The organism is Thermoactinomyces sp. DSM 45892, from assembly GCF_900107305.1.
Lineage (GTDB): Bacteria > Bacillota > Bacilli > Thermoactinomycetales > Thermoactinomycetaceae > Baia.
In genome coordinates, this window is the sequence record NZ_FNPL01000001.1 from 270458 (window position 1) to 293953 (window position 23496).

Annotated in this window: 24 protein-coding genes and 1 pseudogene; 7 read left to right on the forward strand and 18 right to left on the reverse strand. The window is 42.2% G+C overall.

Annotation, left to right across the window (positions count from 1 at the left end; all coding sequences use genetic code 11):
• Window positions 1-80 precede the first annotated feature (80 nt).
• The 5 genes from BLU58_RS16245 to hmpA form a co-directional block, all read right to left on the reverse strand.
• The gene (locus tag BLU58_RS16245; protein ID WP_176786432.1) at window positions 81-224 is read right to left on the reverse strand and encodes a hypothetical protein; all 144 of its coding nucleotides are present in this window, start codon (window positions 222-224) and stop codon (window positions 81-83) included.
• Window positions 225-356: 132 nt separating this feature from the next.
• The gene (locus tag BLU58_RS01300; RefSeq protein ID WP_093290425.1) at window positions 357-1022 is read right to left on the reverse strand and encodes a YknW family membrane protein; all 666 of its coding nucleotides are present in this window, start codon (window positions 1020-1022) and stop codon (window positions 357-359) included.
• A 76-nt stretch (window positions 1023-1098) separates the two neighbouring features.
• Window positions 1099-1854: an HAAS domain-containing protein gene (locus BLU58_RS01305; RefSeq protein WP_176786433.1), complete on the reverse strand. Its 756-nt coding sequence runs from the start codon at window positions 1852-1854 to the stop codon at window positions 1099-1101.
• Window positions 1851-2180 (reverse strand): PadR family transcriptional regulator, encoded by a 330-nt coding sequence (locus BLU58_RS01310; RefSeq protein WP_093290427.1) that lies wholly within the window; start codon window positions 2178-2180, stop codon window positions 1851-1853. Before BLU58_RS01310 ends, BLU58_RS01305 begins: the two co-directional genes overlap by 4 nt.
• Window positions 2181-2400: 220 nt before the next feature.
• Window positions 2401-3600, reverse strand: a complete 1200-nt coding sequence (hmpA, locus tag BLU58_RS01315) for an NO-inducible flavohemoprotein (protein WP_093290428.1) — start codon at window positions 3598-3600, stop codon at window positions 2401-2403.
• Between the two features lie 118 nt (window positions 3601-3718).
• On the opposite strand from hmpA, the gene BLU58_RS01320 reads away from it, so the two are divergent.
• Window positions 3719-4231 carry a Crp/Fnr family transcriptional regulator gene (locus BLU58_RS01320; RefSeq protein WP_093290429.1) on the forward strand — a complete coding sequence of 171 codons (513 nt, stop codon included), beginning with the start codon at window positions 3719-3721 and terminating at the stop codon, window positions 4229-4231.
• Here the strand turns inward: BLU58_RS01320 and BLU58_RS01325 are convergent.
• The gene (locus BLU58_RS01325; RefSeq protein ID WP_093290430.1) at window positions 4224-5141 is read right to left on the reverse strand and encodes a LysR family transcriptional regulator; all 918 of its coding nucleotides are present in this window, start codon (window positions 5139-5141) and stop codon (window positions 4224-4226) included. The genes BLU58_RS01320 and BLU58_RS01325 overlap by 8 nt on opposite strands.
• A 119-nt stretch (window positions 5142-5260) precedes the next feature.
• On the opposite strand from BLU58_RS01325, the gene BLU58_RS01330 reads away from it, so the two are divergent.
• The 3 genes and pseudogenes from BLU58_RS01330 to BLU58_RS15985 all read left to right on the forward strand — a co-directional run bounded on the left by BLU58_RS01330 (window position 5261) and on the right by BLU58_RS15985 (window position 9279).
• A complete protein-coding gene (locus BLU58_RS01330; protein WP_255404530.1) occupies window positions 5261-6535 on the forward strand; it encodes an amino acid permease in 1275 nt (424 codons plus the stop codon).
• Window positions 6536-6738: 203 nt separating this feature from the next.
• A complete protein-coding gene (gene typA / locus BLU58_RS01335; protein ID WP_093290431.1) occupies window positions 6739-8577 on the forward strand; it encodes a translational GTPase TypA in 1839 nt (612 codons plus the stop codon).
• A gap of 80 nt (window positions 8578-8657) precedes the next feature.
• Window positions 8658-9279 (forward strand): annotated as a pseudogene (locus BLU58_RS15985) (IS3 family transposase).
• 64 nt (window positions 9280-9343) lie between these two features.
• On the opposite strand, the gene BLU58_RS01355 reads toward BLU58_RS15985, so the two are convergent.
• The 3 genes from BLU58_RS01355 to BLU58_RS01365 all read right to left on the reverse strand — a co-directional run bounded on the left by BLU58_RS01355 (window position 9344) and on the right by BLU58_RS01365 (window position 11537).
• Entirely contained in the window at window positions 9344-9982 is a 639-nt protein-coding gene (locus tag BLU58_RS01355) for a flavin reductase family protein (protein ID WP_093290433.1), read from the reverse strand.
• 12 nt (window positions 9983-9994) lie between these two features.
• Window positions 9995-11155, reverse strand: a complete 1161-nt coding sequence (locus BLU58_RS01360) for a homogentisate 1,2-dioxygenase (protein ID WP_093290434.1) — start codon at window positions 11153-11155, stop codon at window positions 9995-9997.
• 151 nt (window positions 11156-11306) lie between these two features.
• A complete protein-coding gene (locus BLU58_RS01365; RefSeq protein ID WP_072330456.1) occupies window positions 11307-11537 on the reverse strand; it encodes a hypothetical protein in 231 nt (76 codons plus the stop codon).
• A 155-nt stretch (window positions 11538-11692) separates the two neighbouring features.
• Here BLU58_RS01365 and BLU58_RS01370 point away from each other — a divergent pair, with 155 nt between their 5' ends.
• A complete protein-coding gene (locus BLU58_RS01370; RefSeq protein ID WP_093290435.1) occupies window positions 11693-12580 on the forward strand; it encodes an AraC family transcriptional regulator in 888 nt (295 codons plus the stop codon).
• A 190-nt stretch (window positions 12581-12770) separates the two neighbouring features.
• Here BLU58_RS01370 and BLU58_RS01375 read toward each other — a convergent pair whose 3' ends face one another.
• From BLU58_RS01375 to BLU58_RS01400, 7 genes are all read right to left on the reverse strand, one after another.
• Window positions 12771-13397: an FMN-dependent NADH-azoreductase gene (locus BLU58_RS01375; protein ID WP_093290436.1), complete on the reverse strand. Its 627-nt coding sequence runs from the start codon at window positions 13395-13397 to the stop codon at window positions 12771-12773.
• A 176-nt stretch (window positions 13398-13573) separates the two neighbouring features.
• Window positions 13574-14089, reverse strand: coding sequence for an adenine phosphoribosyltransferase (locus BLU58_RS01380; protein WP_093290437.1), 516 nt, complete (start codon window positions 14087-14089; stop codon window positions 13574-13576).
• 18 nt (window positions 14090-14107) lie between these two features.
• On the reverse strand, window positions 14108-16411 hold the full coding sequence (gene recJ, locus BLU58_RS01385; protein WP_093290438.1) for a single-stranded-DNA-specific exonuclease RecJ: 2304 nt from the start codon (window positions 16409-16411) through the stop codon (window positions 14108-14110).
• Window positions 16412-16479: 68 nt separating this feature from the next.
• The gene (locus BLU58_RS01390; RefSeq protein WP_093290439.1) at window positions 16480-17388 is read right to left on the reverse strand and encodes a cation diffusion facilitator family transporter; all 909 of its coding nucleotides are present in this window, start codon (window positions 17386-17388) and stop codon (window positions 16480-16482) included.
• A gap of 76 nt (window positions 17389-17464) precedes the next feature.
• Entirely contained in the window at window positions 17465-18382 is a 918-nt protein-coding gene (secF, locus tag BLU58_RS16710) for a protein translocase subunit SecF (RefSeq protein WP_255404531.1), read from the reverse strand.
• Window positions 18372-19604, reverse strand: a complete 1233-nt coding sequence (gene secD / locus BLU58_RS16715; protein ID WP_255404532.1) for a protein translocase subunit SecD — start codon at window positions 19602-19604, stop codon at window positions 18372-18374. Before secD ends, secF begins: the two co-directional genes overlap by 11 nt.
• Window positions 19605-19711: 107 nt before the next feature.
• Complete coding sequence (locus BLU58_RS01400; protein WP_093290440.1) at window positions 19712-20011, reverse strand: post-transcriptional regulator; 300 nt, start codon at window positions 20009-20011, stop codon at window positions 19712-19714.
• 154 nt (window positions 20012-20165) lie between these two features.
• Here BLU58_RS01400 and spoVB point away from each other — a divergent pair, with 154 nt between their 5' ends.
• On the forward strand, window positions 20166-21755 hold the full coding sequence (gene spoVB / locus BLU58_RS01405) for a stage V sporulation protein B (protein WP_093290441.1): 1590 nt from the start codon (window positions 20166-20168) through the stop codon (window positions 21753-21755).
• 49 nt (window positions 21756-21804) lie between these two features.
• Here the strand turns inward: spoVB and BLU58_RS01410 are convergent, their stop codons facing one another.
• On the reverse strand, window positions 21805-22482 hold the full coding sequence (locus BLU58_RS01410; protein ID WP_255404555.1) for a DUF421 domain-containing protein: 678 nt from the start codon (window positions 22480-22482) through the stop codon (window positions 21805-21807).
• Between the two features lie 259 nt (window positions 22483-22741).
• Between BLU58_RS01410 and BLU58_RS01415 the strand changes: the two genes are divergently transcribed.
• Window positions 22742-23137 carry a TIGR04086 family membrane protein gene (locus BLU58_RS01415; protein ID WP_093290443.1) on the forward strand — a complete coding sequence of 132 codons (396 nt, stop codon included), beginning with the start codon at window positions 22742-22744 and terminating at the stop codon, window positions 23135-23137.
• A gap of 45 nt (window positions 23138-23182) precedes the next feature.
• Here BLU58_RS01415 and yajC read toward each other — a convergent pair whose 3' ends face one another.
• The gene (gene yajC / locus BLU58_RS01420) at window positions 23183-23482 is read right to left on the reverse strand and encodes a preprotein translocase subunit YajC (RefSeq protein ID WP_093290444.1); all 300 of its coding nucleotides are present in this window, start codon (window positions 23480-23482) and stop codon (window positions 23183-23185) included.
• Window positions 23483-23496 lie beyond the last annotated feature (14 nt).

Consider the following 23496-nt stretch of genomic DNA (forward strand, 5'->3'; position numbering starts at 1 on the left):
AAAACGAACCATGGAAATGCCTATAAATAAGGCAACCCATGGTTCGTTTCTATGTCAAATCCAACTATTTATCAAATAAGCTAGAAATGTGAAATAGACCCGCCGTAGAGAGGTTGCCGAATCATATCATGTTGAGTCGAGCCAGCGACAAATGCGCCAACCTGCAAAGCTACAGCAGCGCCACTTTTGACACCAGTGGTTGCTAATTGAACTCTTCTCTTCATCTTTTCAGCACCTCCCTTTCCGTTTAATATTTCGACATATTAATTTTACAGTAATTTATAACGATTGTAAATAGGTCATCGAATAAATTTGTTTGACACACGAATGATATGAAAACCGTAAAATCGTTCTACTTATTTAAAGCATGCTACAAACAATGCCCCTAGGAGCCAGAATAAAATCGCAATGGTCCATGACTTCGAAGCAGACAACTTTCCGACTATCTGTAAGCCCTTAGCCAAGAGAGCCGTATATACAATTTGGAATACATCTATGTGGCTCAATATCCCGTGCCAAAAACCTTTAGCCTCGATTACACTTGCTAGACTGGTCACAGGAATAGCAGGACTGAGCTGAAACAAGTAGTACATGGTGATATTTATCATTAAACTCAAATATGTAATCACGCTTAAGTGGATAAAAAGAGAAAATGCTTGCTTAAACGTAATTTCACCTTGAAAGAGTGTCACCAACAACCATGTAATAAGAGCACAGATTGCAGCGGCTATGACCACCATAATAGCTCCCGTTACAGCACCAGTAATCATTAGAACCATGTTCATCGTTTTCATATCAATCGTAACATCCGAAGCAATTGGGGTTGGCATAAGTGATGGGTCATTTATCGTTATATATGTAGTAATTCCAGTTAAAATCGCTCCCATAATGATGAATAAGACCAATGCCAAGCCAAATTTCGGATTTCTCCTAATACGCTCAAACTGCTCAGTCGGATTAGTCAGTGCTCCAAAAATTGTAGGCTTCTCCACGGCTACATTTTCTTGTGAAGATGAATTCATGTATATTCCTCCCAATTTAGTAATAGTAAAATAATTTAGCCCAATCTCATATTACCCAAAATATAATGATACTAATCTATATTCTTAGTCTTATTTCTTTTAATTTTAGAAATGCATAAAGACATATACCAGACGTCGAGAGTAGGAGCGATAACATATCCTTCGTACCTGCAGTCAGATTTGTGTGCTTCAGAAGTACATCAGGTAAAAATAAAATAGCAGGGAGCATAATGGCATCCCATGTTTTACTCCAAATGGCTATGCCAATAAAAGCAAGAATGGATAACATAATAGCCACGATGTTTCCCGTCTCTCCAAGATGAATAGCCATTGTGCTATAAGATTTACCTAAAAATATCAGTGCCACAAATGAAGCAGTAGGAATGACAGCGGTAACTCCCAAAAACAAGATATACTCCTTCCACTTGGAAACTTTGTGGCTTGAGGTATATTTAAATAGCCTAGAAATAGAGAATAGATACAATAGAAATATAAAGGGGTAGCCAATACACTCGATAAGTGAGTATTTTATCTCTCCTTTGATTGCATCACCCATTACTGTATACGCCAGTGCACCCATAAAAACTATCGGCAGATACTTTAACCAACCTCTTACGTCAAACGGCATCTCACTAGCCAATTGTTCCATGTATTCTTTTGGTTTGATTCCAATAATATCATCTACTCTCTTCCCATTTTTTTCTGCCTCATGTAGATGATCCTTTAACTCCTCAACTATTCCCTTAACTTCTTCTTCCTTTTTTCCACTTGAATACAAATAAACAGTTAAATCATCTAAAAAATCTTGGCTTTCCTTTGATACCACCATCAACTATTCTCCCCCTCTAGTAAACAATTGACACTACTTGCAACCTCGTTCCATCTCTCTTGAAAATCGTCTAACCTCTCTCTCCCTTTTTTCGTTAAAGAATAGTACTTTCGCTTTGGCCCCCCTGAAGGAAGTGTTTTTTCACTGGTTGTCACTAAACCTTCCTTCCTCATTCTGATTAACAACGGATAGATACTTCCCTCACTAACCATCGTAAAGCCGTATGTATTTAGTTTCTCTATCATCTCGTATCCGTATGTTTCACCTCTAGCAATCACTGCTAGCAAACAACCTTCTAAAATCCCTTTTAATATTTGGCTCGTGGACAATGAACTTCCCCCTTTTTCTTTCCACGAGTCCAACTAACTTGTATAACAAGTTAGTTGGACGGAACATGACCATTACATTGCAAAACAAGATAGTGGTATTCTACCATATAAAATAATTCTAATTCAAGATAGACATCTATTAGACTATCATTACTTTAAAAAAGAGAATCGCTAAACGAAAAAATACGCTTAACGATACTCCTGTTTACTCTCCTATATGCTACAACGCTTGATTAGGACCAAAGAATTCATAGTGAATCTGTTCCATTGGGATATTTGCGGAAGTAAGTTGTTCGATCATCGCTTTCATGAAGCCCTTCGGACCACAGAGATAGTAATCGGCTTGAGGGTCGAGTCCTTGTGGTATCCTCCTGATGTCGAGTTGCCCAACATGATCTGCTGAAGTACTGGCATCCACTCTCTCATCATAGTTAACATACTTCTCTACTTGTGGGTGTTCGGAAGTAATCTGCTTCAATTCACTACTGAAGGCGTGATAGCTTTCATTGCGTGATGAATGAACATAGATCACTTTTCGATTCGTTTGTGTATGAGCGACATCCTTCAAGATGGATTGCATGGGGGTCAGACCCACTCCACCACTAATGAGGTATATCTTATTCTCTTTGGTCTGATTCACATAAAACTCACCAGCTGGAGCGCTAATTTCTATTTGATCCCCGACTTGAATTTGATCTTGAAGGTGATTGGAGATTACACCATTTGGGAGATGATCACCACCACTTTCCCTCTTCACAGTGATTCGGTAAAAATCCTTACCAGGGACATCTGACAAACTATACTGGCGAATCTGTAGATATTCACTCCCTTTCGGATGAACCCGTACGCTGATGTATTGTCCGGGTTTAAACGTAGCTCGGAAATCTTTTAATCCGACTGGACGCAGATAAAATGAAACAGTGTCAACGCATTCTACTTCTTTTCGAATCACTTCAGCAGGGATGAACTCTTCTGCTAGAAGTCCTTTAGCTTCTTCATACATCTCACTTTCGATCTGGATAAAAAGATCGGCGAGGATTTGATATGCTTTTCCCCAGACTCGGATTACTTCTGGACTTGCAGCGTCACCTAATACCTCTTGAATGGCGAGTAATAAGTACTTTCCAACAATCGGGTACTGAGAAGGTTTTACCCCCACACTACGATGTTTCTGAGCAATATGACGAACAGCTGGCAAGAGACTTTCTAATTGGTCAATATTGGCTGCAACTGCATACACCGCATTGGCTAACGCTTGGGGCTGTGTTCCTTCTCGTTGATGTGTTAAATTGAAGACATTTTTCAACTCAGGGTGATTTTTAAACATTTCTGTATAGAAGTAGGAAGTAATGGCGAGACCTTGTTCTTTTAATACAGGGGCTGTAGCGCGAATAATCTCCATCTCTGAATGTGATAACATACCATTCACCTCTTCATTAGTATTTGACTTATATATGAGATCTAGCTTTATTATAAGAAATAAGGAATAAGAAGCTTTGTGATTTACGTCACATTGTTTGTGAGAAAGGATTGAACAAATGAGCGTACAGACATTATGTCGAGGGGAAATCTTGTTTCGACAGGAAGATCAAGGAGATTATCTCTATTATCTTGAATCAGGATTACTTAAAGTAACTCGAATGAAAGAAGATGGAAGTACTATTTTCTTAAATATTCTTGTACCCGGAGAAACATTCCCTCATCATAGCCTTGTATCACCAAAAGATTATCACGGTACTGTTATCGCATTAACAACATCAGAAATCGTAAAAATTCCAGCAGAGCACTGGTATGAATCAATCCAACAAGAGCCCATTCGATATCGTTCGATTGCTCAAACCTTGCAAAATAAACTTCGCATGATGCAACAACGCATTGATATTCTCACAGCTCCGCCTCAAGAACGGCCTGATTTGTTTCGTAAATGGCTACAATTATACTTTCAGGATTACCACATAGAAGATCTCTTTACTCAGGAAGAAATCTCTCAATTTATTGGGTTAAGTCGTGAGACAGTCAATCGAATCTTACGAAAGAAAGGTTCTAACTAGGGAGTGGACTATGATTCTCCCAAATCGCTTGATATTTCTTCACTAATACCAACCATTCTCTAACAGCGGAGGTCATCCAGCGCTTCTTCGAATAGGCTACTTGAGTGTAGACTTGATCTTGTACCACATCGGGTTGCAACCAAGCTAGTTTCCCTTCGCGAACCTCCGTTTGAACACTGATAAAAGGAAGGTACGCAATCCCCAGACCCGCATAGACACAGCTTTTAATCGCCTCAATTGACCAAAACTCCATGTCTGATTCCGGCTTAATCCCCTGTTTTTGCATCGCATGTTCTAAATAATTTCGATAGCTACATCCTGTTTCTGTAAGAAGGAGAGTCTCCCTTTGTAAGTCATGTAGCTCAAATGCTTGAGTTTGGGCTAGGGGATGATCAGATGAAGTCACCAGCCCAATCGGTTCAGAGACAATCGTCTCAATCTCGATATCTTCTTGGCCCCCACAGTTCGGCTCCAATAAAAAAGCAATATCCAACTCTGCTTTAGCAACCATCTGTCTCATTTGCCAACATACCCCTGGCTTTAAAATAATCTTAACCTGAGGAAACTTTTGCTTGTACTCATGAATCAGAGCAGGTAAGCGATACGCGGCTAGAGATTCGGGTGAACCAATCGTGAGAACTCCTGAAGGAATAGAATCTGGGTGAATCGCTAGTTTAGCCTCATCATGTAGTTGTATCATCTGATTCGCATAGGGAAGGAGCCTCTGTCCGATTTCTGTTAAGATAATCCTCTTGCCTATCCGATCAAAAAGTGGGCTTTCCAACTCCTCTTCTAAAGCCTGAATTTGAGCGGTAATACTGCTTTGTGCGTATCCCAAGACCTCAGCCGCTTTGGTAAACCCATTACATGATACAACCGTTCGAAATGTAATCAAATTACGCAACTCCATGCGGTAGTTCACCTCATCAATCGATTTTTACGATGATTATAAACGAAACTATCTATTTTACTGATGATATATCTTTACAGTACCATACAGATATCAAAATGAAAAAGGGAGTGGGGTTAGTGGGAACTCAACTTGCATTACACAAAACCATTCAGCTTCCGCAAGCCATCGCTCTTTATATCGGATCCGTAATGGGTTCTGGTATTTTATTGGTACCGGGATTATCAGCACAGATAGCAGGCCCTTCTTCATTACTTGCATGGGGGATTATGATGATACTCGTGTTTCCAATGGCTCTAGTTATGGGGTGGTTATCAGCGCTATATCCTCACTCTGGAGGAGTAGCACATTATGTAACCAAAGCGTTTGGAGAAAAGCTCGGAACGTTGGCAGGTTGGTTTTTTTTGATGTCCGTAATCATTGGAGCCCCCGTTAACGCATTAACAGGAGCTAGTTTTCTAGGAGTCGCCATCGGCATAGGTAGTACCGGGCAAATTGTAATCGCCGTCATCATGATTATTCTAGCTTTAACTATGAATTATGTTGGAATGAAAGTAAGTGGGCAAATTCAAGTCATCCTCACCTGTGGAATTGTACTTGTGCTATGTCTTGTGATCTTCAGTTCGTTTTCACATATGGAACCTGCAAACTTTCAACCATTTGTGCCACATGGTTGGTGGAATGTAGGAGAATCAGCGGCCATTTTATTTTGGTGCTTCATTGGCTGGGAAGCTGTCACTCATCTCAGTGAGGAATTTGTATCTCCCAAGCGCGATACAGTAAAAGCGGTTACCATAGCCGCTGTAATCGTAGGGGTTCTGTACTTTCTCACTGCCTTTGCGACAGTGGGCACCGCTTCCTATCTAGACGGAGCTCAGATCGCTTTGGTCGGGATTATTAAGAAATCGTTTGGCATTAGCGGCTCTGTGGTAACAGGCGGACTAGGCTTTTTTATCTGCATGGCTACGATGATTGCTTACTTTGGAGCTGCTTCTCGCCTAGCCTACGCGCTCTCACAAGCAGGGAAGGCTCCTGCCTTTATGGGTTTATTCAATAAACGCTACGGCACTCCGGTAGGTGGGCTTTATTTCTTGTCTGGAGCATTTGCGATCATTGTATCTCTATACGCTACAGGTTTCATTCCATTATCAACTCTGATTCAATTGCCAAATGCTACCTTTATTATGACCTATTTGCTCGGTTGTGCGGCAGCCATTCGAATCTTTCACGATTTTAAGATTGCACGACTGTTTAGCTGGATTTCCTTTTATCTGACCCTTTCCATTATTCCATTTGTTGGATGGTCACTATTTTATCCAGTAGTCATCACCCTCTTTGTTAGCATTTTTATCTGGAAAAAAGATCTTTTCTCTAAATCGATTGGCCCGCTCTAATTGACAATTGGCGGAAGGATCGATACAATTTTAGGTAACTTGCTCCATCGGTAGTGCCTTGCAAGACTCAGCAAGTTACTACCGATGGAGTGAGTCCACACCAAGAAAAAAGACTCGTACTTTGTACGGGTCTTTTTTCTTGGGCTTCCATGTGGTACGATTTCGAAGAACATATATTTGAAGAAAAGGTGAACAAGAACCTCATGAAACCAGAACAGATTCGCAACATCGCGATTATCGCGCACGTAGACCATGGGAAAACAACATTGGTTGATGCGATGTTGAAACAAAGTCGTATATTCCGCGCCAATCAACAAGTAGATGAGCGCGTGATGGATTCCAACGCACTTGAGCGTGAACGCGGAATCACAATCCTAGCGAAAAATACTGCCATTGATTATAAAGGAATCAAGATTAACATCATTGATACTCCTGGACACGCAGACTTTGGTGGAGAAGTAGAGCGTGTGATGAACATGGTAGACGGTGTGCTACTACTCGTAGACTCAGTAGAAGGACCGATGCCGCAAACCAAATTTGTTCTTCGTCAAGCATTAGAACGTGGACATAAAGTAGTAGTGGTCATCAATAAAATCGACCGTGAAAATGCGCGTCCAGATTATGTGATCGATACTACTTTTGACTTGTTTGTTGACTTGGGAGCAAGTGATGAGCAATGTGAGTTCCCTGTGATCTACGCAAGTGGTCTTGCTGGGACTTCCGGTCTCGAACCAGATCAGTTAGGCGAAACCATGGAACCACTCCTTGACACGATTTTAGAAGTGCTTCCGTCCCCAAAGGTGGATGTAGACGGACCTACTCAGATGCAAGCCACATTGCTTGGTTATGATGAGTACAAAGGACAAATCGTCATTGGCCGTCTTCATCGCGGAAAATTAAAGCGGAATCAAAGTATTACTGTTATAGCGGCAGATGGCACGACCCGCAATGCACGTGTGGCTCAAGTCTTCACTCATCAAGGACTTGCACGTGTAGAAGTAGAGGAAGCTTCAGCTGGAGATATCATCGCGGTAACCGGTTTAGGCGAGGTCCGGATCGGAGATACATTAGCAGATCCCAATCATCCAGAAGCATTACCTTCTATTACAGTAGAAGAACCAACCCTGCGGATGACGATTGGAGTTAACACCAGCCCGTTTGCAGGACAAGATGGTACCTTTGTCACATCACGTAAACTCCGTGAACGACTCTATCAGGAAGCAGAGCGCGATGTAGCTCTTCGAGTGGAGGACACCGAATCTGCAGATAACTTCATGGTTTCCGGTCGTGGTGAGCTTCACTTAGGCATCTTGATTGAAAACATGCGCCGTGAAGGGTATGAATTCCAGGTAAGTAAGCCTGAAGTAATCATCAAAGAAATCAACGGAAAGAAACATGAACCGGTTGAAGCAGTTGAAATTGAAGTAGGTAGTGACCATCAAGGAGCTGTAGTAGAACTACTCGGTATTCGGAAAGGCCAAATGAAGGACATGGAGATCTTAGATAATGGAAATATCCATTTCTCTTATCTCGTCCCATCACGAGGCTTGCTCGGGTTCCGTCAACAACTGCTTACGGCAACACGCGGAGAAGCATTGATGAACTCCCTACTCGCTGGTTATGAGCCATATGCGGGCGATATTGAAACACATGGCTTCGGCTCCCTTATCGCTTGGGAATCTGGAACAGCTACCACCTATGCCCTCCATTCGGCACAAGAGCGTGGTCAAATGTTTGTCACCCCAGGTACCGATGTTTATGAAGGAATGGTAATCGGACAACATATTCGGGATAATGATCTCGAAGTAAACGTATGTAAAAAGAAACATCTCACCAGTATCCGTAGTGCTACCAAGGAAGAAGCCCTACGCCTCGATACACCGCGTCAGATGTCGATCGACGATGCCATCGAATATCTGAAAGATGACGAGTTACTAGAGGTAACCCCAAAAACATTCCGTATTCGGAAACGTTATCTGTCTAAGACAGATCGCTCGCGTTATAACAAAAACAAAGGCTACCATGCTTCACGCCCAGAATAGAGAAAAGAAGGTTGATGATTTCAACTGCACCCCAATTGTTGGACACGAAATAAAATCCAACAGTTGGAGGTGCTTTTTCTATGACTAAGTATTCAGTAGAAATCAAATTAGCGGCTGTACGAGCCTATCTCGATGGGGCCGAGTCCTATGAAGACATTGCAGAGAGGTATCAGGTAAGCAGAACTCCATTACAAGAATGGGTAGCAAAGTATCAAGAACACGGAATTAACGCTTTCCAAAAGGGATATACAAATTATTCATTTGAAAAAGAAGCCACAGAGGAAGCATTACGAGCAGAGAATAAGCGACTACAAATGGAGAATGCCTATCTAAAGAAGTTGAATGCCTTAATTCACGACAGGGAAAAGTTAGCCAACAAGACAAAGCCCAAGTAATCTATGAATTAAGGCACGACTACCCTGTAAAAGCTCTAGGAAAAATCGCTTCGATTTTTCATGAGCATAAAGGTCGCTATGGTTATCGTCGTATCACATGGGAATTACGAAACCAGGGCTATCATCTGAACCATAGGAGAGAGCGAGGCTCCCCTCCTCCATTCAGATCAAGGATGGCATTATCAGATGACATTTCAAACAAGAGTTAGAGGATTATATTCACTACTACAACCACAAACGCCTGAAAACCAAACTAAAGAGTATGAGTCCAGTTCAATACCGAACACATACCCTGCAGGTTGCTTAAATCTTCGTGTCTAACTTTTTGGGTTCACTTCAGTTCATCAGCCTTCTTTTTTATATGACTCTCTCTATTTTTTCTCCTCTTTCCATGCTTCATAAGACTTACGCGGCATCGCATACTTCTCTCCTATGTTTCCATAGTATAAGCCCGCTAAACGCCCCACCGGCTGTAGTTGGTCAGTGTTAATCTTTCCGTCCATCAGCAAATCATCTTGTACGTGGAACTGAACAATCTCGCCGACGATAAAGTCTGAATTAGGAGCATCAGTCGTCCCGCCCATTGGGATGATTTGATGCAGTTTGCATTCTAACTGAACTTTACTCTCTCGAATACGCGGCACTTTCACCACCTCGCTCGGCGCAAGCGTAAATCCAGCCGCCTCTACCTCGCTTACATCGCTTGGGAACTCGGTGGCGGTCTCATTTACCATAGTCACATTGGTTTCGTCGACTACATGAACCACAAACTCATGATTTAACTGAATATTTTGCGCCGTATCTTTTTGTACATTTCCCGGCTTGCGATTCACTGTAAAACCAATCATAGGAGGGTTAGTGCTTACAGCTGTATAGAAACTAAAAGGTGCCGCATTTACAATCCCATCTTGATTCATAGAAGTGACAAATGCGATCGGTCGAGGTAATACACTACCAATCATCAGTTTATAATTTTCTTTTTGCGTTAATTGTTTGGGATCAAATAGCATGCTCGTTCCTCCTTACGGTTTTCGGTTCCATGACAACATATACTCTGCATCTTCGGTCTCTAACGCAGATTTCGCTACTTTTAGCGGACGGAATGTATCGATCATGACCGCCAGCTCTTCCGTTCTAGTCTTGCCAATGGAGCCCTCCGCTTTACCAGGATGAGGTCCGTGTGGAATCCCACTTGGATGCAGGGTTATTGATCCCTCTTGGATTCCATTACGGCTCATAAAATTCCCCCGCACATAGTATAAAACCTCATCACTCTCTACATTACTATGGTAATAAGGGGCTGGAACCGCTTCTGGGTGATAATCATACATACGCGGTACGAAAGAACAGATAACAAAATTAGGCCCTGCAAACGTTTGATGCACAGGTGGTGGTTGATGAATGGAACCGGTGATCGGCTCAAAGTCATGAATACTAAAGGCCCACGGATACAGGTAACCATCCCATCCTACAACATCTAGTGGATGAAAATCATACGTATAGCCATGCAATTGATTCCTTGCTTTGACCCGCACTTCATAGCTATCTTTGCTTTCATAAGCTACTAATTGAGTAGGAACCCGGATATCTCGCTCACAAAACGGGCTATGTTCTGCCAGTTGTCCGTATTCATTTCGATAACGCCGCGGAATCGTAATCTCACCTGTGGTTTCAATCACCAACATGCGAATCGGATATGTATCTGCCACTACTCGATAAGTCGTGCCAATCGGGATCACTAAATAGTCCCCTTGCTGAAACGATAGCTCCCCAAAGATCGTCTCTAATGTACCACTTCCCTCGTGGATAAAAAGGACCTCATCCCCATCCGCATTCCGATAAAAATAATCCATTGGCTCAGACGCGTATACGGTTGAGATAGCGCAATCTTCATTTGCTAACGAGTATACCCTTCCGTCTATACAATCTCCCTTTGCCTCATGCCCAAAGGTAAAGAAATGACGATGTCGGTTCGCCCCCTCTTCTTCAAGTGTAACCATCCAATCGCGAATCTTACGATATTGACTTACTTGAGTAGGTGGATTCACATGATATAAGATGGACTGGATTCCAGAGAATCCTTTCGTTCCCATCACTTGTTCATGATAAAGACTTCCGTCAGGTTGGCGAAATTGAATATGTCTCTTATGCGGTAATGTTCCTAATTGATGATAAAACGGCATAACACCACTTCCTTCCACAAGGGTTTGATAGAAAGATGTATCAATTTCATCTTATCAGATTAGTAAAGCATTTTGCACTGATGATAGTGAATGATAAAATGAGGATGCCACTAAAATAAGTAGCATCCCCTCTGTATTTGCTCAATTAATTTTATGAAAAATTCCAGTTTGCAAAATCAATAAACCATCCAAATAGACTAAATAGCTCCATTGCAAAAAAGACAATCGAAATAATGGAAATGATAAATAGAATCAGGACCCAAACTTTAAGGTTTTTTCCCTTTTTAAATAACATCATAACGCCTAAAACAACCAAAACGACTAGTGAAATTAGAAAACCTAAACCAGAGAAGAGGATTCCTCCTAATGTATCCCACGGCACAAATCATCACCTCCTAGTATCCAATGCATTCATTCCACTATCGGCTAAGTTATAAACGTCAAATATTTTACTCGATCCCTACATAAATAGAACCGATATAGTCGGAAAGGGTAATGCTATTTTTGCTATCGTTTTTGGTAAGGGAGGTCATATGGATGGATTTGCTGAAAAACATGAACGCTTCTCTCCAGTATATAGAAGAGAATCTTACTCAAGAGATCGATTTTAAAGAAGTAGCAAAGATCGCTCTCTGCTCCGAGCATCATTTTAAAAGGATGTTCTCTTTTCTTGCTGGTATTTCCTTATCTGAATACATTCGCAGGAGAAGACTTACACTTGCAGCCTTCGAGCTTCAGAATCGAACCTCACGTATGATCGACATTGCAATGAAATACGGATATAGCTCCCCCGATTCATTTAGTAGGGCCTTTCAAATTTTACACGGAATCACTCCATCTGAGGCTAGGAATCAGGCGCAAAATGTAAAAGCTTATCCACAAATGACCTTTCAACTAACGATTCAAGGAGGCTCAGAAATGAATTATCGAATAGAAGAGAAGGGGTCATTTCGCATCATAGGGATTCAAAAGAGAGTTCCGATTGTTTTCCAAGGGGAGAATCCAGGAATTACAACGATGTGGAAATCATTAGATATGGAGATGATTCATCAGTTAATGAAGCTATCTGATGTTGAACCTAAGGGAATGATTCAGGCATCGACAAACTTTTCGGAAGGTCGCATGGAGGAACAAGGGGAGCTAGACCATTATATAGGTGTAGCAACTACTGAAGAAGACTTAGAGGGATTTGACAAGCTAGAGGTTCTCAGTTCGACTTGGGCTGTGTTTGAAGCTGTTGGGCCCTTTCCACAGACACTACAAGAGACATGGGGACGGATCTATTCAGAGTGGTTTCCATCTTCCCTTTATCAACTAGCGGAAGGTCCAGAGATGGTTTCCATTAAAAGTAAGGATTTGACTTCGCCAACTGTGCCTTGTGAAATTTGGATTCCGGTTTCAAAAAATACAAGTTCATCATGGTGAATCAGCTATTGAAGTAGTCTCGTGAATGTTTCAATTCCGGTTCGAATCGATCCAGCAAGCTAGTACCTCGGGGTACAACACAAAAGAACAACCAATTCATTTGAAGTGAACCCCAGTTGTTGGATACAAAAAGGGGGGCACTTCAATGAGTTGGTTGTTCTTATATGTTTCTATCATTGTACCGGTTTAATTAAAACTTACTTGCTACTTCCTTTGCTTTAGTAATTCCTTTTTGTAAGATCGCATCAGCTTGATCAGGAAGAGCACTATGACCTTCCATAGCGATATGCTCATAATCCTCGATACCCATGAAGGAAGTAATCGCACGAAGATAACGATCCCCAAACTCTAGTTCCTTTGCGGGGCCCTCGCTGTACATACCACCACGAGCTTGGATATGAAGAACTTTTTTGCCTTTAAGTAGACCTTCTGGGCCTGCCGGTGTATAGCGAAATGTTTTACCTGCAATAGCAACGGTATCGATATACGCTTTCAGACGTGCCGGGATACTCAGGTTCCATAGCGGAGTAACAAATACATACTTATCCGCATCTACAAATTGATTCACTAACTCGCCCATGCGTTTTGCTTTTGCTGCTTCATCAGCCGTTAATTCTATTCCTTTTGCACCTTTACCCCAGCTAGATAGTACATCTTTATCAATATAAGGAATTTCTTCTTTATAGATATCAACCGTTATTACTTCATCTTGAGGGTTTTGTGCTTTATATTCAGTAAGAAAAGCTTCGCCAGCCTGTGCGCTGAAAGACGCAGATACCGGTTTCGGATTAGCCATAATGTATAATACTTTTGCCACTTGTGTAACCTCCTAATACGAATATAAAACTTACTTTACGTAAGTATATTACTATCCACAACATACATATGTCAAGTATGCTTCCGAACCTAATATTTAGATCCACGAAAGAAGCCGTGATTATACTAATAATAGTATAAATCCCGGCTTCTTTCGTGGATCTAACAAAATGAGTCTTAATCGTATTTAACAAGGGAAACAATCTCCACATCCCCTAGTTTCGCACGCCCATTTAGATACATCAACTCGATCAAAAATGCGGCTCCTACTGGCTCTCCGCCTAATTGGCGAACGAGATCAAGCGTTGCGCTAATGGTTCCACCTGTAGCTAGCAAATCATCTGCAATCAGAACTTTTTGGCCTGGCTGAATCGCATCTGTGTGCATCGTTAAAATATCTTTTCCATATTCCAAGTCATATTTCGCCTCAATAATCTCACCTGGAAGCTTGCCCTTTTTTCGAACCGGCACAAACCCAGCACCGAGTGCAAGAGCAAGCGGGGCTCCTACGACAAATCCACGAGCTTCAGGGCCTAGTACAACATCGATTTCCATTCCTTTGTAATGTTTTGCTAACTCTTCAATGGCCGCCCGGTACGCTTCACCATCTTTTAATAAAGTAGTAATATCCTTAAAGCGAATCCCTTCCGAAGGGAAATCTGGGATCACGCGAATTTTTTCTTTGAAGTTCATTATGGGTATACCTCCTGATTATAATCCAGAAAACATCTGACATATCTCTTTATACGAGCTATATACCAATGCCTGAAGAACTTCCTCTTTCTCCAGTTGTTGTCGGTAGGTCAACGAGTCGGTTAAAGGTCGTTTGGAAGGGCTTTCTATTATCTGGATCATTCCATTATTATTTTGTAAGAACTGTAATTCCTCGAACACTTGAATCATAAAGGAAAGTGTTCGTTTTGACAATCCCGTTCTTTTTGTCAGAGATGGATATGATTTCAATAAAGAAAACGGCTTTTTTCCGTACAATAAATTATATAGATGTTTGAATTGTTCGCGTGAAGGGACTGCTAACAGATTTTGGTCGAAGTCACGATCTCCAAAAATAAAGTAGACCCGTTCCATATGTTGAATTTGATTGAGATGATTCCGCCAAATTTCCATGGAAGGTGGAGGGTCGATCCAAGCGATCTGTGTGTACTTGGCGAGCGATTCCCCTGCCCCCTTAGCACAATCTTCCCATGAGAGAAAAGAATATGTGTTTCCTGCTAAAAGCTGATGCCCAATCAATAGAACGGGCTTGTCACGTAATCTATTCAGGTGCTCCCCTTTATGATTACTACGCCAGTCAAAAATTTGTCTTTCATGTACAGCCAGATCCTTACAAATCAACTGCGGGGTACGGCGACCGTTCCATTCATTAATTTGTAATTCACCGACCACATGGATTTTGCTGGTTGGAACCAACTCTTCTGCTAATTCTGCTTTACGAAATGCGAGTGCATCCATGAAGATACGGTCCATCTGGAGAGTCAATTTAAGATGGTTTTTATCAGCACCAATGGTTTGAATTTTCGCGATGGAAGAATCTTTCAATAGAAAACTAGGCGTTGCATTTCCCATACCATATGGCTCTAACAAGGCTAACTGCTCCAACATCGATAGCTCCACTTGATCAATCGTTAATTCATCGTCAATATGTGTCAATGGAATATAATCTTCCTCTTGCAAAGTCTCTTGTGCAACACTCGACAGTTTGGCATGGAAAGCAGGGATATCTTCTACCTTGAGCGACATACCTGCTGCCATATAGTGTCCCCCAAATTGTGGAAGGTACTCTTTGCAAGCAGTCAGCGACTCATATAAATCGAATCCAGCGATGCTTCTGGCTGATCCTTTTGCTATCCCTGTCTCCTCATCACATCCTAATACGATCACAGGTCGATAATATTTTTCCACAAGCCTAGAAGCAACAATGCCGATCACACCGACATTCCAGCCGGGCCTAGCGGCAACGATAACATGCCTGTAACGATCTGGGTCTTGTTCTACCATCGCCATAGCTTGTTCTGTTATTTCTTCTACGATCTGCTGACGTTCTTCGTTCATCTCTTGCATTTTTCCCGCTAGATGTTGCGCTTCATTTAGATCGTCTGTTGTTAACAGTTCAACCGCTTGTCCTGCGGAATCTAAACGACCACTTGCATTGATTCTAGGACCTAGAAAAAAGCCCACATGTCCCGCGGTAGCTTGCCCCGCGATGCCCGCCACATCCATTAATGCGGAGAGTCCTTTGTTGGTGCGTTCGTTTAAACGTTCTAATCCATATGTAGCTAACACTCGGTTCTCATCCACTAGTGGAACAAGGTCCGCAATGGTACCAATCGCAACGAGATCCATCCACTCAGTAGGGACTCTGTCTAACAAGGCAGTAGCCAACTTAAAAGCAACACCGACTCCAGCCAAGGATTTAAAAGGATATGTACAGTTTGGTTTCTTTGGATTGATCACTGCGACCGCTTCTGGTATTACAGGAGGCGGTTCATGATGATCCGTTATAATCAGGTCTAAACCGATTTCACGAGCAAACGCTGCCTCTTTCGTAGCACTAATCCCCGTGTCAACCGTAACCACTAAGTCGTAACCACGTTCTTTTGCATCTTTGAGAGCCTCTTGATTAAGGCCATAGCCCTCTCGAAAGCGGTTCGGGATATAGTAATCAACTTGCGTAGTCAGAGTACGAAACATGTTTAATAATAAGCTCGTACTACTCACACCGTCTGCATCATAATCACCATAAATCAGGATCTTTTCTTGATGAGTCAGCGCAGAGCGAATTCGCTGTACTGCTTCTTTCATACCATCTAATTCGTAGGGATCATGTAAGAAATCCATAGAAGGACGTAAAAACTTCTGAGCCGTTTCGATATCGGTTTGCCCACGACGAATCAGTAACCTAGCAATCGTCGGATGAACGGACAAACCTTCCGCTAACCTCTGGATCTGCTGTGGATCTGCCTCAACAGGAATCCATCTTGTCTTCGAACGAATCATAAAAAACCGTTCACCTCTCTTCGCGGTATGATTATAGCACAAAGAATGAGAAAACGGTGATTCATTCCTTATTTCCCCTGCAAAATTTTGCCATCATATGGATTTACATGTACAAATACATCTTCCACATGATCAAAACGGTCTAATAAGGTTCGTTTTACCTGCTTCCCAATCCGATGCCCTTCTTCCACCGTAATATGAGGATCTACAGAAATTTTTACATCTACAATCACATAGTGGCCGTGTTGACGAGCACGTAAGTTATCAATATCCAGCACACCCGCTACTTGTCGAGCCGCATCAACTAGCTCCTGAGCTTCTTTCGGAAGAAGGACAGGGTCTAGTAAATTGTAAATCGCTTCACGGGCTAGTCGGTAGGCCATCCAGAAGACAAAAAAGGAGACCCCCATACCCGCAATCGGGTCGAGATAGACTAACTCCGGAACACCGATATACCGACTTAGCACCGCCCCTAGGATCCCCACTAAGGCCGCGATTGTGGCAAACACATCGGCTCGATGTTCATAAGCATGGGCTACTGTGGCTTGACTATTTTGACGTTTTCCTACCCGATAGGTATAACGATATAATATCTCTTTTACTAAGATCGACAGAAAGGCGACAACCGCAGCCGAAATACCTGGGGGCTCCAATTTATCAAATAATGCTTGGAAGGAACCTCGTGCAATCTCCACTCCCACCATAGATAACAGAACAGCAACGATAAAGGAAGCCACTATCTCCGCTTTACCATGTCCATATGGATGTTCCGGATCCGGAGGACGTTTTGCTACGCGGATTCCAAAATAGACGGTAAGAGAACCCACTAAATCGGCTGCTGAATGCGCCGCTTCCGCGATCAAGGCACGACTATTAGCCCAAAAGCCAACGATCCCTTTTACAATGGTTAATAAAATATTAAAAAATATCCCAATCCATGCTGCTCGATTGATCTCTTGAAACCGTTGGTCACCCATAGTTGCTCCTCCAGAAATAAGACCGCAGATTCTCCTCCGCGGTCTTTTCCTTCATTGTATGGAAACCATGATGTTCTTATTCAGTTGAAGGTGATAATTTCGGTTCTTCTTTTCCAGTCTTCATCGAACGCCATTTCCACATCACCCAGATCTGGGAAGCAATGAAGATGGAAGAATAAGCTCCTGCTAATAAACCGACCACAAGTGCAAGGGAGAAATTCCGAATTCCCTCTCCACCCAGTAGGAATAGGGATACAGCACCAAATAATACAGTAAGAACCGTATTAATTGATCGAACCAAGGTTTGTTGGATACTTTGGTTTACCATAGCAGATAGTTGTTCCCACGTCTTTGGCTGTAGCTTCTCTTCATTTTCGCGGATCCGGTCAAAGACGACAATTGTATCGTTCATCGAATAACCGATGATGGTTAGGATCGCGGCGATAAAGAATAGGTCTACTTCGATCTGGAACAGAGAGAAGAACGTGATGATCAGAAATGCATCGTATAACAACGTAGCTACCGTTGCCATCGCAAATCGATACTCAAAGCGGAAAGCGATGTAAATCCCAATAATGGCACAGGCAATCAGTACACCGATGATGGCATTACGCGCCAGTTCACGCCCGATAATCGGGTCTACTTTCTGTTCCTGCACTGTTACCTTCACATCAAATTCCTTTGACAAATCCCTTGCGAGTTTATCGATTTTCGGCTTATCTAAAATACTTTCCGTACGAAATACGACAATTTCCTTTTTGTCCCCAGCCGCACGTGCATTCGGATGCTTAAAGCCATTGTTCTCTAGAACGCTTTTTGCCTTTTCCACATCAACGTTTTGCTTTACCGTAAAATCAAGGCGTGTACCACTCACAAAGTCTACGCCTAGATTTAATCCTTGGACAAAGAGGGAACCAATCCCGATTAAAACGATGATGAGAGAGGCTAATAGGAACGGTTTGCGGTATCGAACAAAATCAAATTTATAGTTCACCAATCTCATCCTCCTTCACACGGAACAGCACAGGATTTTTCACTAGATTTGAATTAACTAAGAGTGACATCAACCAACGCGACAATCCCACTGCGGTCACAAAACTACACAAAATCCCGACGATCAATGCTACCGAGAATCCTTTTACCCCAGCCGTACCAAAAGCAAATAAGACGGCACCGGCTAAAATGGTCGTGAAGTTCGCATCAAAAATCGTTAAGAATGAGCGCTTGGAACCTGCCTTCAATGCACTCTTCATCGTACGACCCACACGTAATTCTTCACGGATACGTTCTGACATAATGATATTGGCATCTACTGCCATCCCAATCCCTAAGATAAAGGCGGCAATCCCCGGTAGGGTAAGAGTTACTTTTAAGAAAGCAAAGACAACCAAGTTTAGGTATGTGTATGCGATCAGCGTCATAACAGCCACAAGACCTGGTAGACGATAAAAACCAATTACAAAGAAAAAAATCATGAGAACAGAGAGTCCACCTGCTATTAAGGTATCTCTCATCGATTGATGTCCCAAACTCGCATCAACGGCGAAGCTCTGCACTTCTTGAAGCTTGATCGGAAGGGCCCCCGCATTTAGAAGGCTTGCTAATTCCTTAGCCTCTTCTGGAGTCTTCTGTCCACTGATGGTTGCTTTCCCACCACTGATCACATTTTGAACGACAGGGTTACTTAACTCTTTTTCATCCAAATAGATTGGTAAAGGTTGCCCTATGTATTTCTTCGTAACCTCTTCGAATTTTTTTCCATCTTTAAATTCAATGGCCACAACAGGGCTATTGTATTCATCAAAGCTTAATTTGGCGCTGCCTGGCTTCAGGTCGGCCCCTTTAATAACAGCTGTTTTTCCTGTTGGATCCCGGAATGTTAATTCAGCTTGTTTCCCTAAGAGTTCCCGGGCCTTCGCAGGATCCTTTACCCCTGCTAACTGCACCCGAATTCGATTATTTCCTTCAATCGAAATCTCAGGCTCAGACACACCTAGTACGTTAATTCGTCGCTCAAGTGCATTTGCTACATCAAGGAGAATGGCTTTATCTACTTTTTGATCTTTGGGTGCTTCATATAAAACTTCAAAGCCCCCTTGCAAGTCCAACCCCTTTGTAATTTTGTTCCACACTGGAAGAGCGGTCGTACCAGCAAGAGCGAGGATCGCCACGACGATGATGATAAAAATCGCTACTTTTCCTTTTTTGACCTTCATGGACTGTCCTCCTTATTCCATTACCAATTCCTATTATCCCAAGTGAAGCCCTGAGAGTCAATTGTGAACAAAGAAAGCCATCAGCATGGCTGATGACCTTCAAGACTTTACTCACTTTTATAGATATTATGTAGCATTAACCAGTTCATAAAGCGGCTCGCTTTTAAAGACATAATATCGTTCACTAAGCGGTTTAGTCTCGGGGTGCCCTGACGATGTTCATCTGAAACACAAGCCCATATTTGTTCGGGTGTTACATTTTCATATCCATATAAATGAAACTCAGATGCTTTACTTCTACAAAGATCTTCGAGACATTCATCTAATTCCTCTGATGTTAAATATTGAATCGCATCTTCATCTTCTTCGAAGTCATATTCCTGTTCAGGCAAAGCCAGTATCGACATCGTATCCCTCCAATCTTACTCATTCGACATCTTTTGAATGTATCAATTCTGCATGCGGAACCTTCTTTCCTTCTATCTACGAAAAAGAGTCATGAGCCTATCGGACAAGGCATAACTTGTACTAAAACGTAGTGGACGGAAGAAGGGAGTTACCATGCACAAACAGAGCTTCCTCGCTGGCACCCTCATACTAGTAGGGGCTGGATTTTTAACGAAAATTCTTGGCTTTATCTATCGAATTGCTTTATCTCGTCTGATCGGGGACGAAGGAATGGGCCTTTTTCAACTTGCTTTTCCGATTTTAATCTTCGCAGTTGTCATCACTTCTGCTGGAATCCCCGTGGCGATCTCAAAGCTAGTATCCGAAGCTGAGGCTAAAAATGAAGAGCACAAGATCCCACACATCATTATTGTAGCAGGGATTGTAGTCGGAATCACCAGTACAATCGTTACCAGTTTGGTATTTGTCTTTGCTCCAATCTTAGCAAAAACCCTACTAACTGATCCTAGAACACTCTATGCCCTTTTGGGAATCACTCCCATCATTCCTGTTATCGCCGTATCCAGCATCTTCCGCGGTTACTTCCAAGGTCGACAAAATATGAGCCCGTATGCACTTTCTCAAATTATCGAACAAGTAGTGAGAATCTTTACTGTCCTCATGTTAGCTAAATATTTGTTACCATACGGTGTAGAGTATGCCGCTTCTGGGGCGATGATCGGAATGGTGATCGGAGAGTTTACAGGGATGTTATTTCTCTATTATCGATATCGCAAAGATCCAAAACGCCCTATTTTACGCCAAATATGGAAAAGACGTAAAAACCAGAAGGACGAAAAAAATATTGTGAGTCGATTCAACACGATAACCGACTTCTTCCGGGTCGCTGTTCCCGTTACATTGAGTAGGACCATTGGTTCCCTTACCTATGCGGTAGAGCCTATTATTGTATCACAAAGTTTAGCCATTGCTGGGATCGCTGCTGCCACCTCTACAGCCCTATACGGTCAACTGGAGGGGATGGCGTTACCGTTAGTCTTCTTCCCTGCTTTTATTACCTATGCCTTAACCGTCTCCCTTGTTCCAGCCATAAGCGAGGCCGCAGCACAAAATAACACCACCTTAATCGAGCGAAGGCTGCAACAAGCGATCCGACTTTCTTTCATTATCGGTGCTCCCTGTACCATGTTGGTCTATGTGTTAGCAGAACCACTTGCTACCTTGCTCTATCATCAACCCAGTGTTGGTCAAATGATACAGATCATGGCTCCCATTTCTTTATTCCACTACTTACAAGGCCCTTTTGCAGCTGTGCTTCAAGGGTTGGATAAAGCAAATATCGCAATGCGGAATTCCATTATCGGTGCTGTCATTAAAATGGTATTTATCTGGCTTCTCGCCACTCAGCCATCACTTGGCATTATGGGTGTGGCCATCGCTATCAATATCGGCATATTCGTTGTAACCTGCTTGCATTTTCTTAGCATCATTAAATTTGTCCCCTACATGATTAATGCTAGGGAACTAGTAAAATTGAGTATCAGCATTGGTGGGATGGGGTTCGTCTGTTATTACTTAGGGACCCAGGCTCATAGCCCATTATTACAACGCATATTATTAACCATCTTATGTGGATTCGGAATCTACCTCATTTGCCTCGTTCTCTTTTCCTTAATTCGAAAAGATGACGTGGCTCGCCTACCATATGTAGGAGCTTGGGTGGCTCGATTCCTCCCGAGATAAATAATCATGCCTTTGCTTAAAATGATTCTTCTCATCTTAGGCAAAGGCATTATGTATCTCTTAAATCGATATAGATGTTTCCGTATTGATCAACACTCGCATAAAATACATTTTTAAAGTCTTTTACTCCCTTTTTTCGTAACTCTTGCTTAAGCCATATATGATTGTATCCGGAATCCGTCAGTTCTTGCTCCTGCACCCTTCCTTCGATAATAACGGGGATAGGCATGCGAAATGGGCGCAACTTAGAGCCATCATTTTGCACATCCCCCTTCGTTAGTCGGGCCTTTTCTACTTTAGGAAACACACTTAATTTCCCTGAAGTCTCTAATATCGCAATCTCTACATCCGATACATCAGGAATGTCTTTTTCACGTAATTGCATTAATAAATCATCAAGATTATATCTTGTTTTCGCCATCATGGAGTCAATAATTTTGCCATCCCTGACGATAACAGCAGGCTCTCCTTCAATCAGGTTGCGCGCTTTGCGACTCTTGAGCAACAAGTATGACATCCCAATCTGTAATAAAACTAGAGCAAGAATGGGTACAATGGCATCCACAAGCGGCCTTTCAATATCATCTAATACGATTGCACTTAGATCCGCGATCATAAAGGATACAATTAAATCGAATATCGATAATTTGCCAATCTCTCTTTTGCCCATTAGTCTCATCATGAGAAAAAGAAAGACATAGATGAAGATAGTGCGTAGTACGGACATCCAGAGCAAGTAGTCTCCTCCTTTCAGGTGATAATCAGATTCGCTAACCCGGAGCATGACACACTGCCCACGTTCCAATTCCTTTACTGGTTTATCTAAAAGTCTTGTTGTTATTTTGACCGTAAGCCGAATTTTTATGATCCCCTGACACTGTGATTCCAATTCCTTTTGATCAAATTCCTACTATGAAAATAGAATCATATATGAATGGACTTGCTCATAAATTGTACAAAGATGAATAGAAAGGAGAGGTATCCTTATGAAAACAACGATCTTTCATTCCAATCGCACTGGCTTAAACTCTCCGTGGATCATGGGTCAATGTGTAATTTGGTCATCTGTGCTCATTCTTTCTCTTAGTACAGCCGTCGTACTCCGCTACACGGATCTCCAAACCAGTAGCTTGCCATGGATTACGTTTCTGATTAACGCTAGCTCGATTTTTACAGGCGGTCTGATTTCTGGAAAACGAACGGAACGAAATGGCTGGATTATGGGAGGGATTCAAGGTATTCTCTATACGCTTATACTGATGATCATCGGATTTCTCGCCTTTGATACCTCACTACGTGTGGAGCCGTTGATCTTTGGTATATGCTCATTTGGGCTAGGCGCATTAGGCGGGATGATTGGGATTAACCTATCCAAAAAATAAAAAGCTATTTATCTCCTTTGATCGGAGAAAATAGCTTTTTATCCTTTACTTTTCTTCTTCAGTTGTAGTGGCTGTTACCTCTGCACCAACGGTTTTCTTTTCATTGATCGCAGCACGTTCAAAAACAAGACGAGTATTGTCGTTTACTTTAATGGTAATCGTCTGATCATTTAAATCGACGATCGTACCATGAAGGCCGCCAATCGTTACAACTTTATCTCCCTTGCTTAAAGAAGCAATCATAGCATTACGCTGTTTACGACTCTTGTTTTGTGGGCGGATTAGCAAGAAATAGAAAATCGCGATTAGCAAGACGGGGAAAATAAATGCTTGGTACTGTTCCATAGGTATTCCTCCTA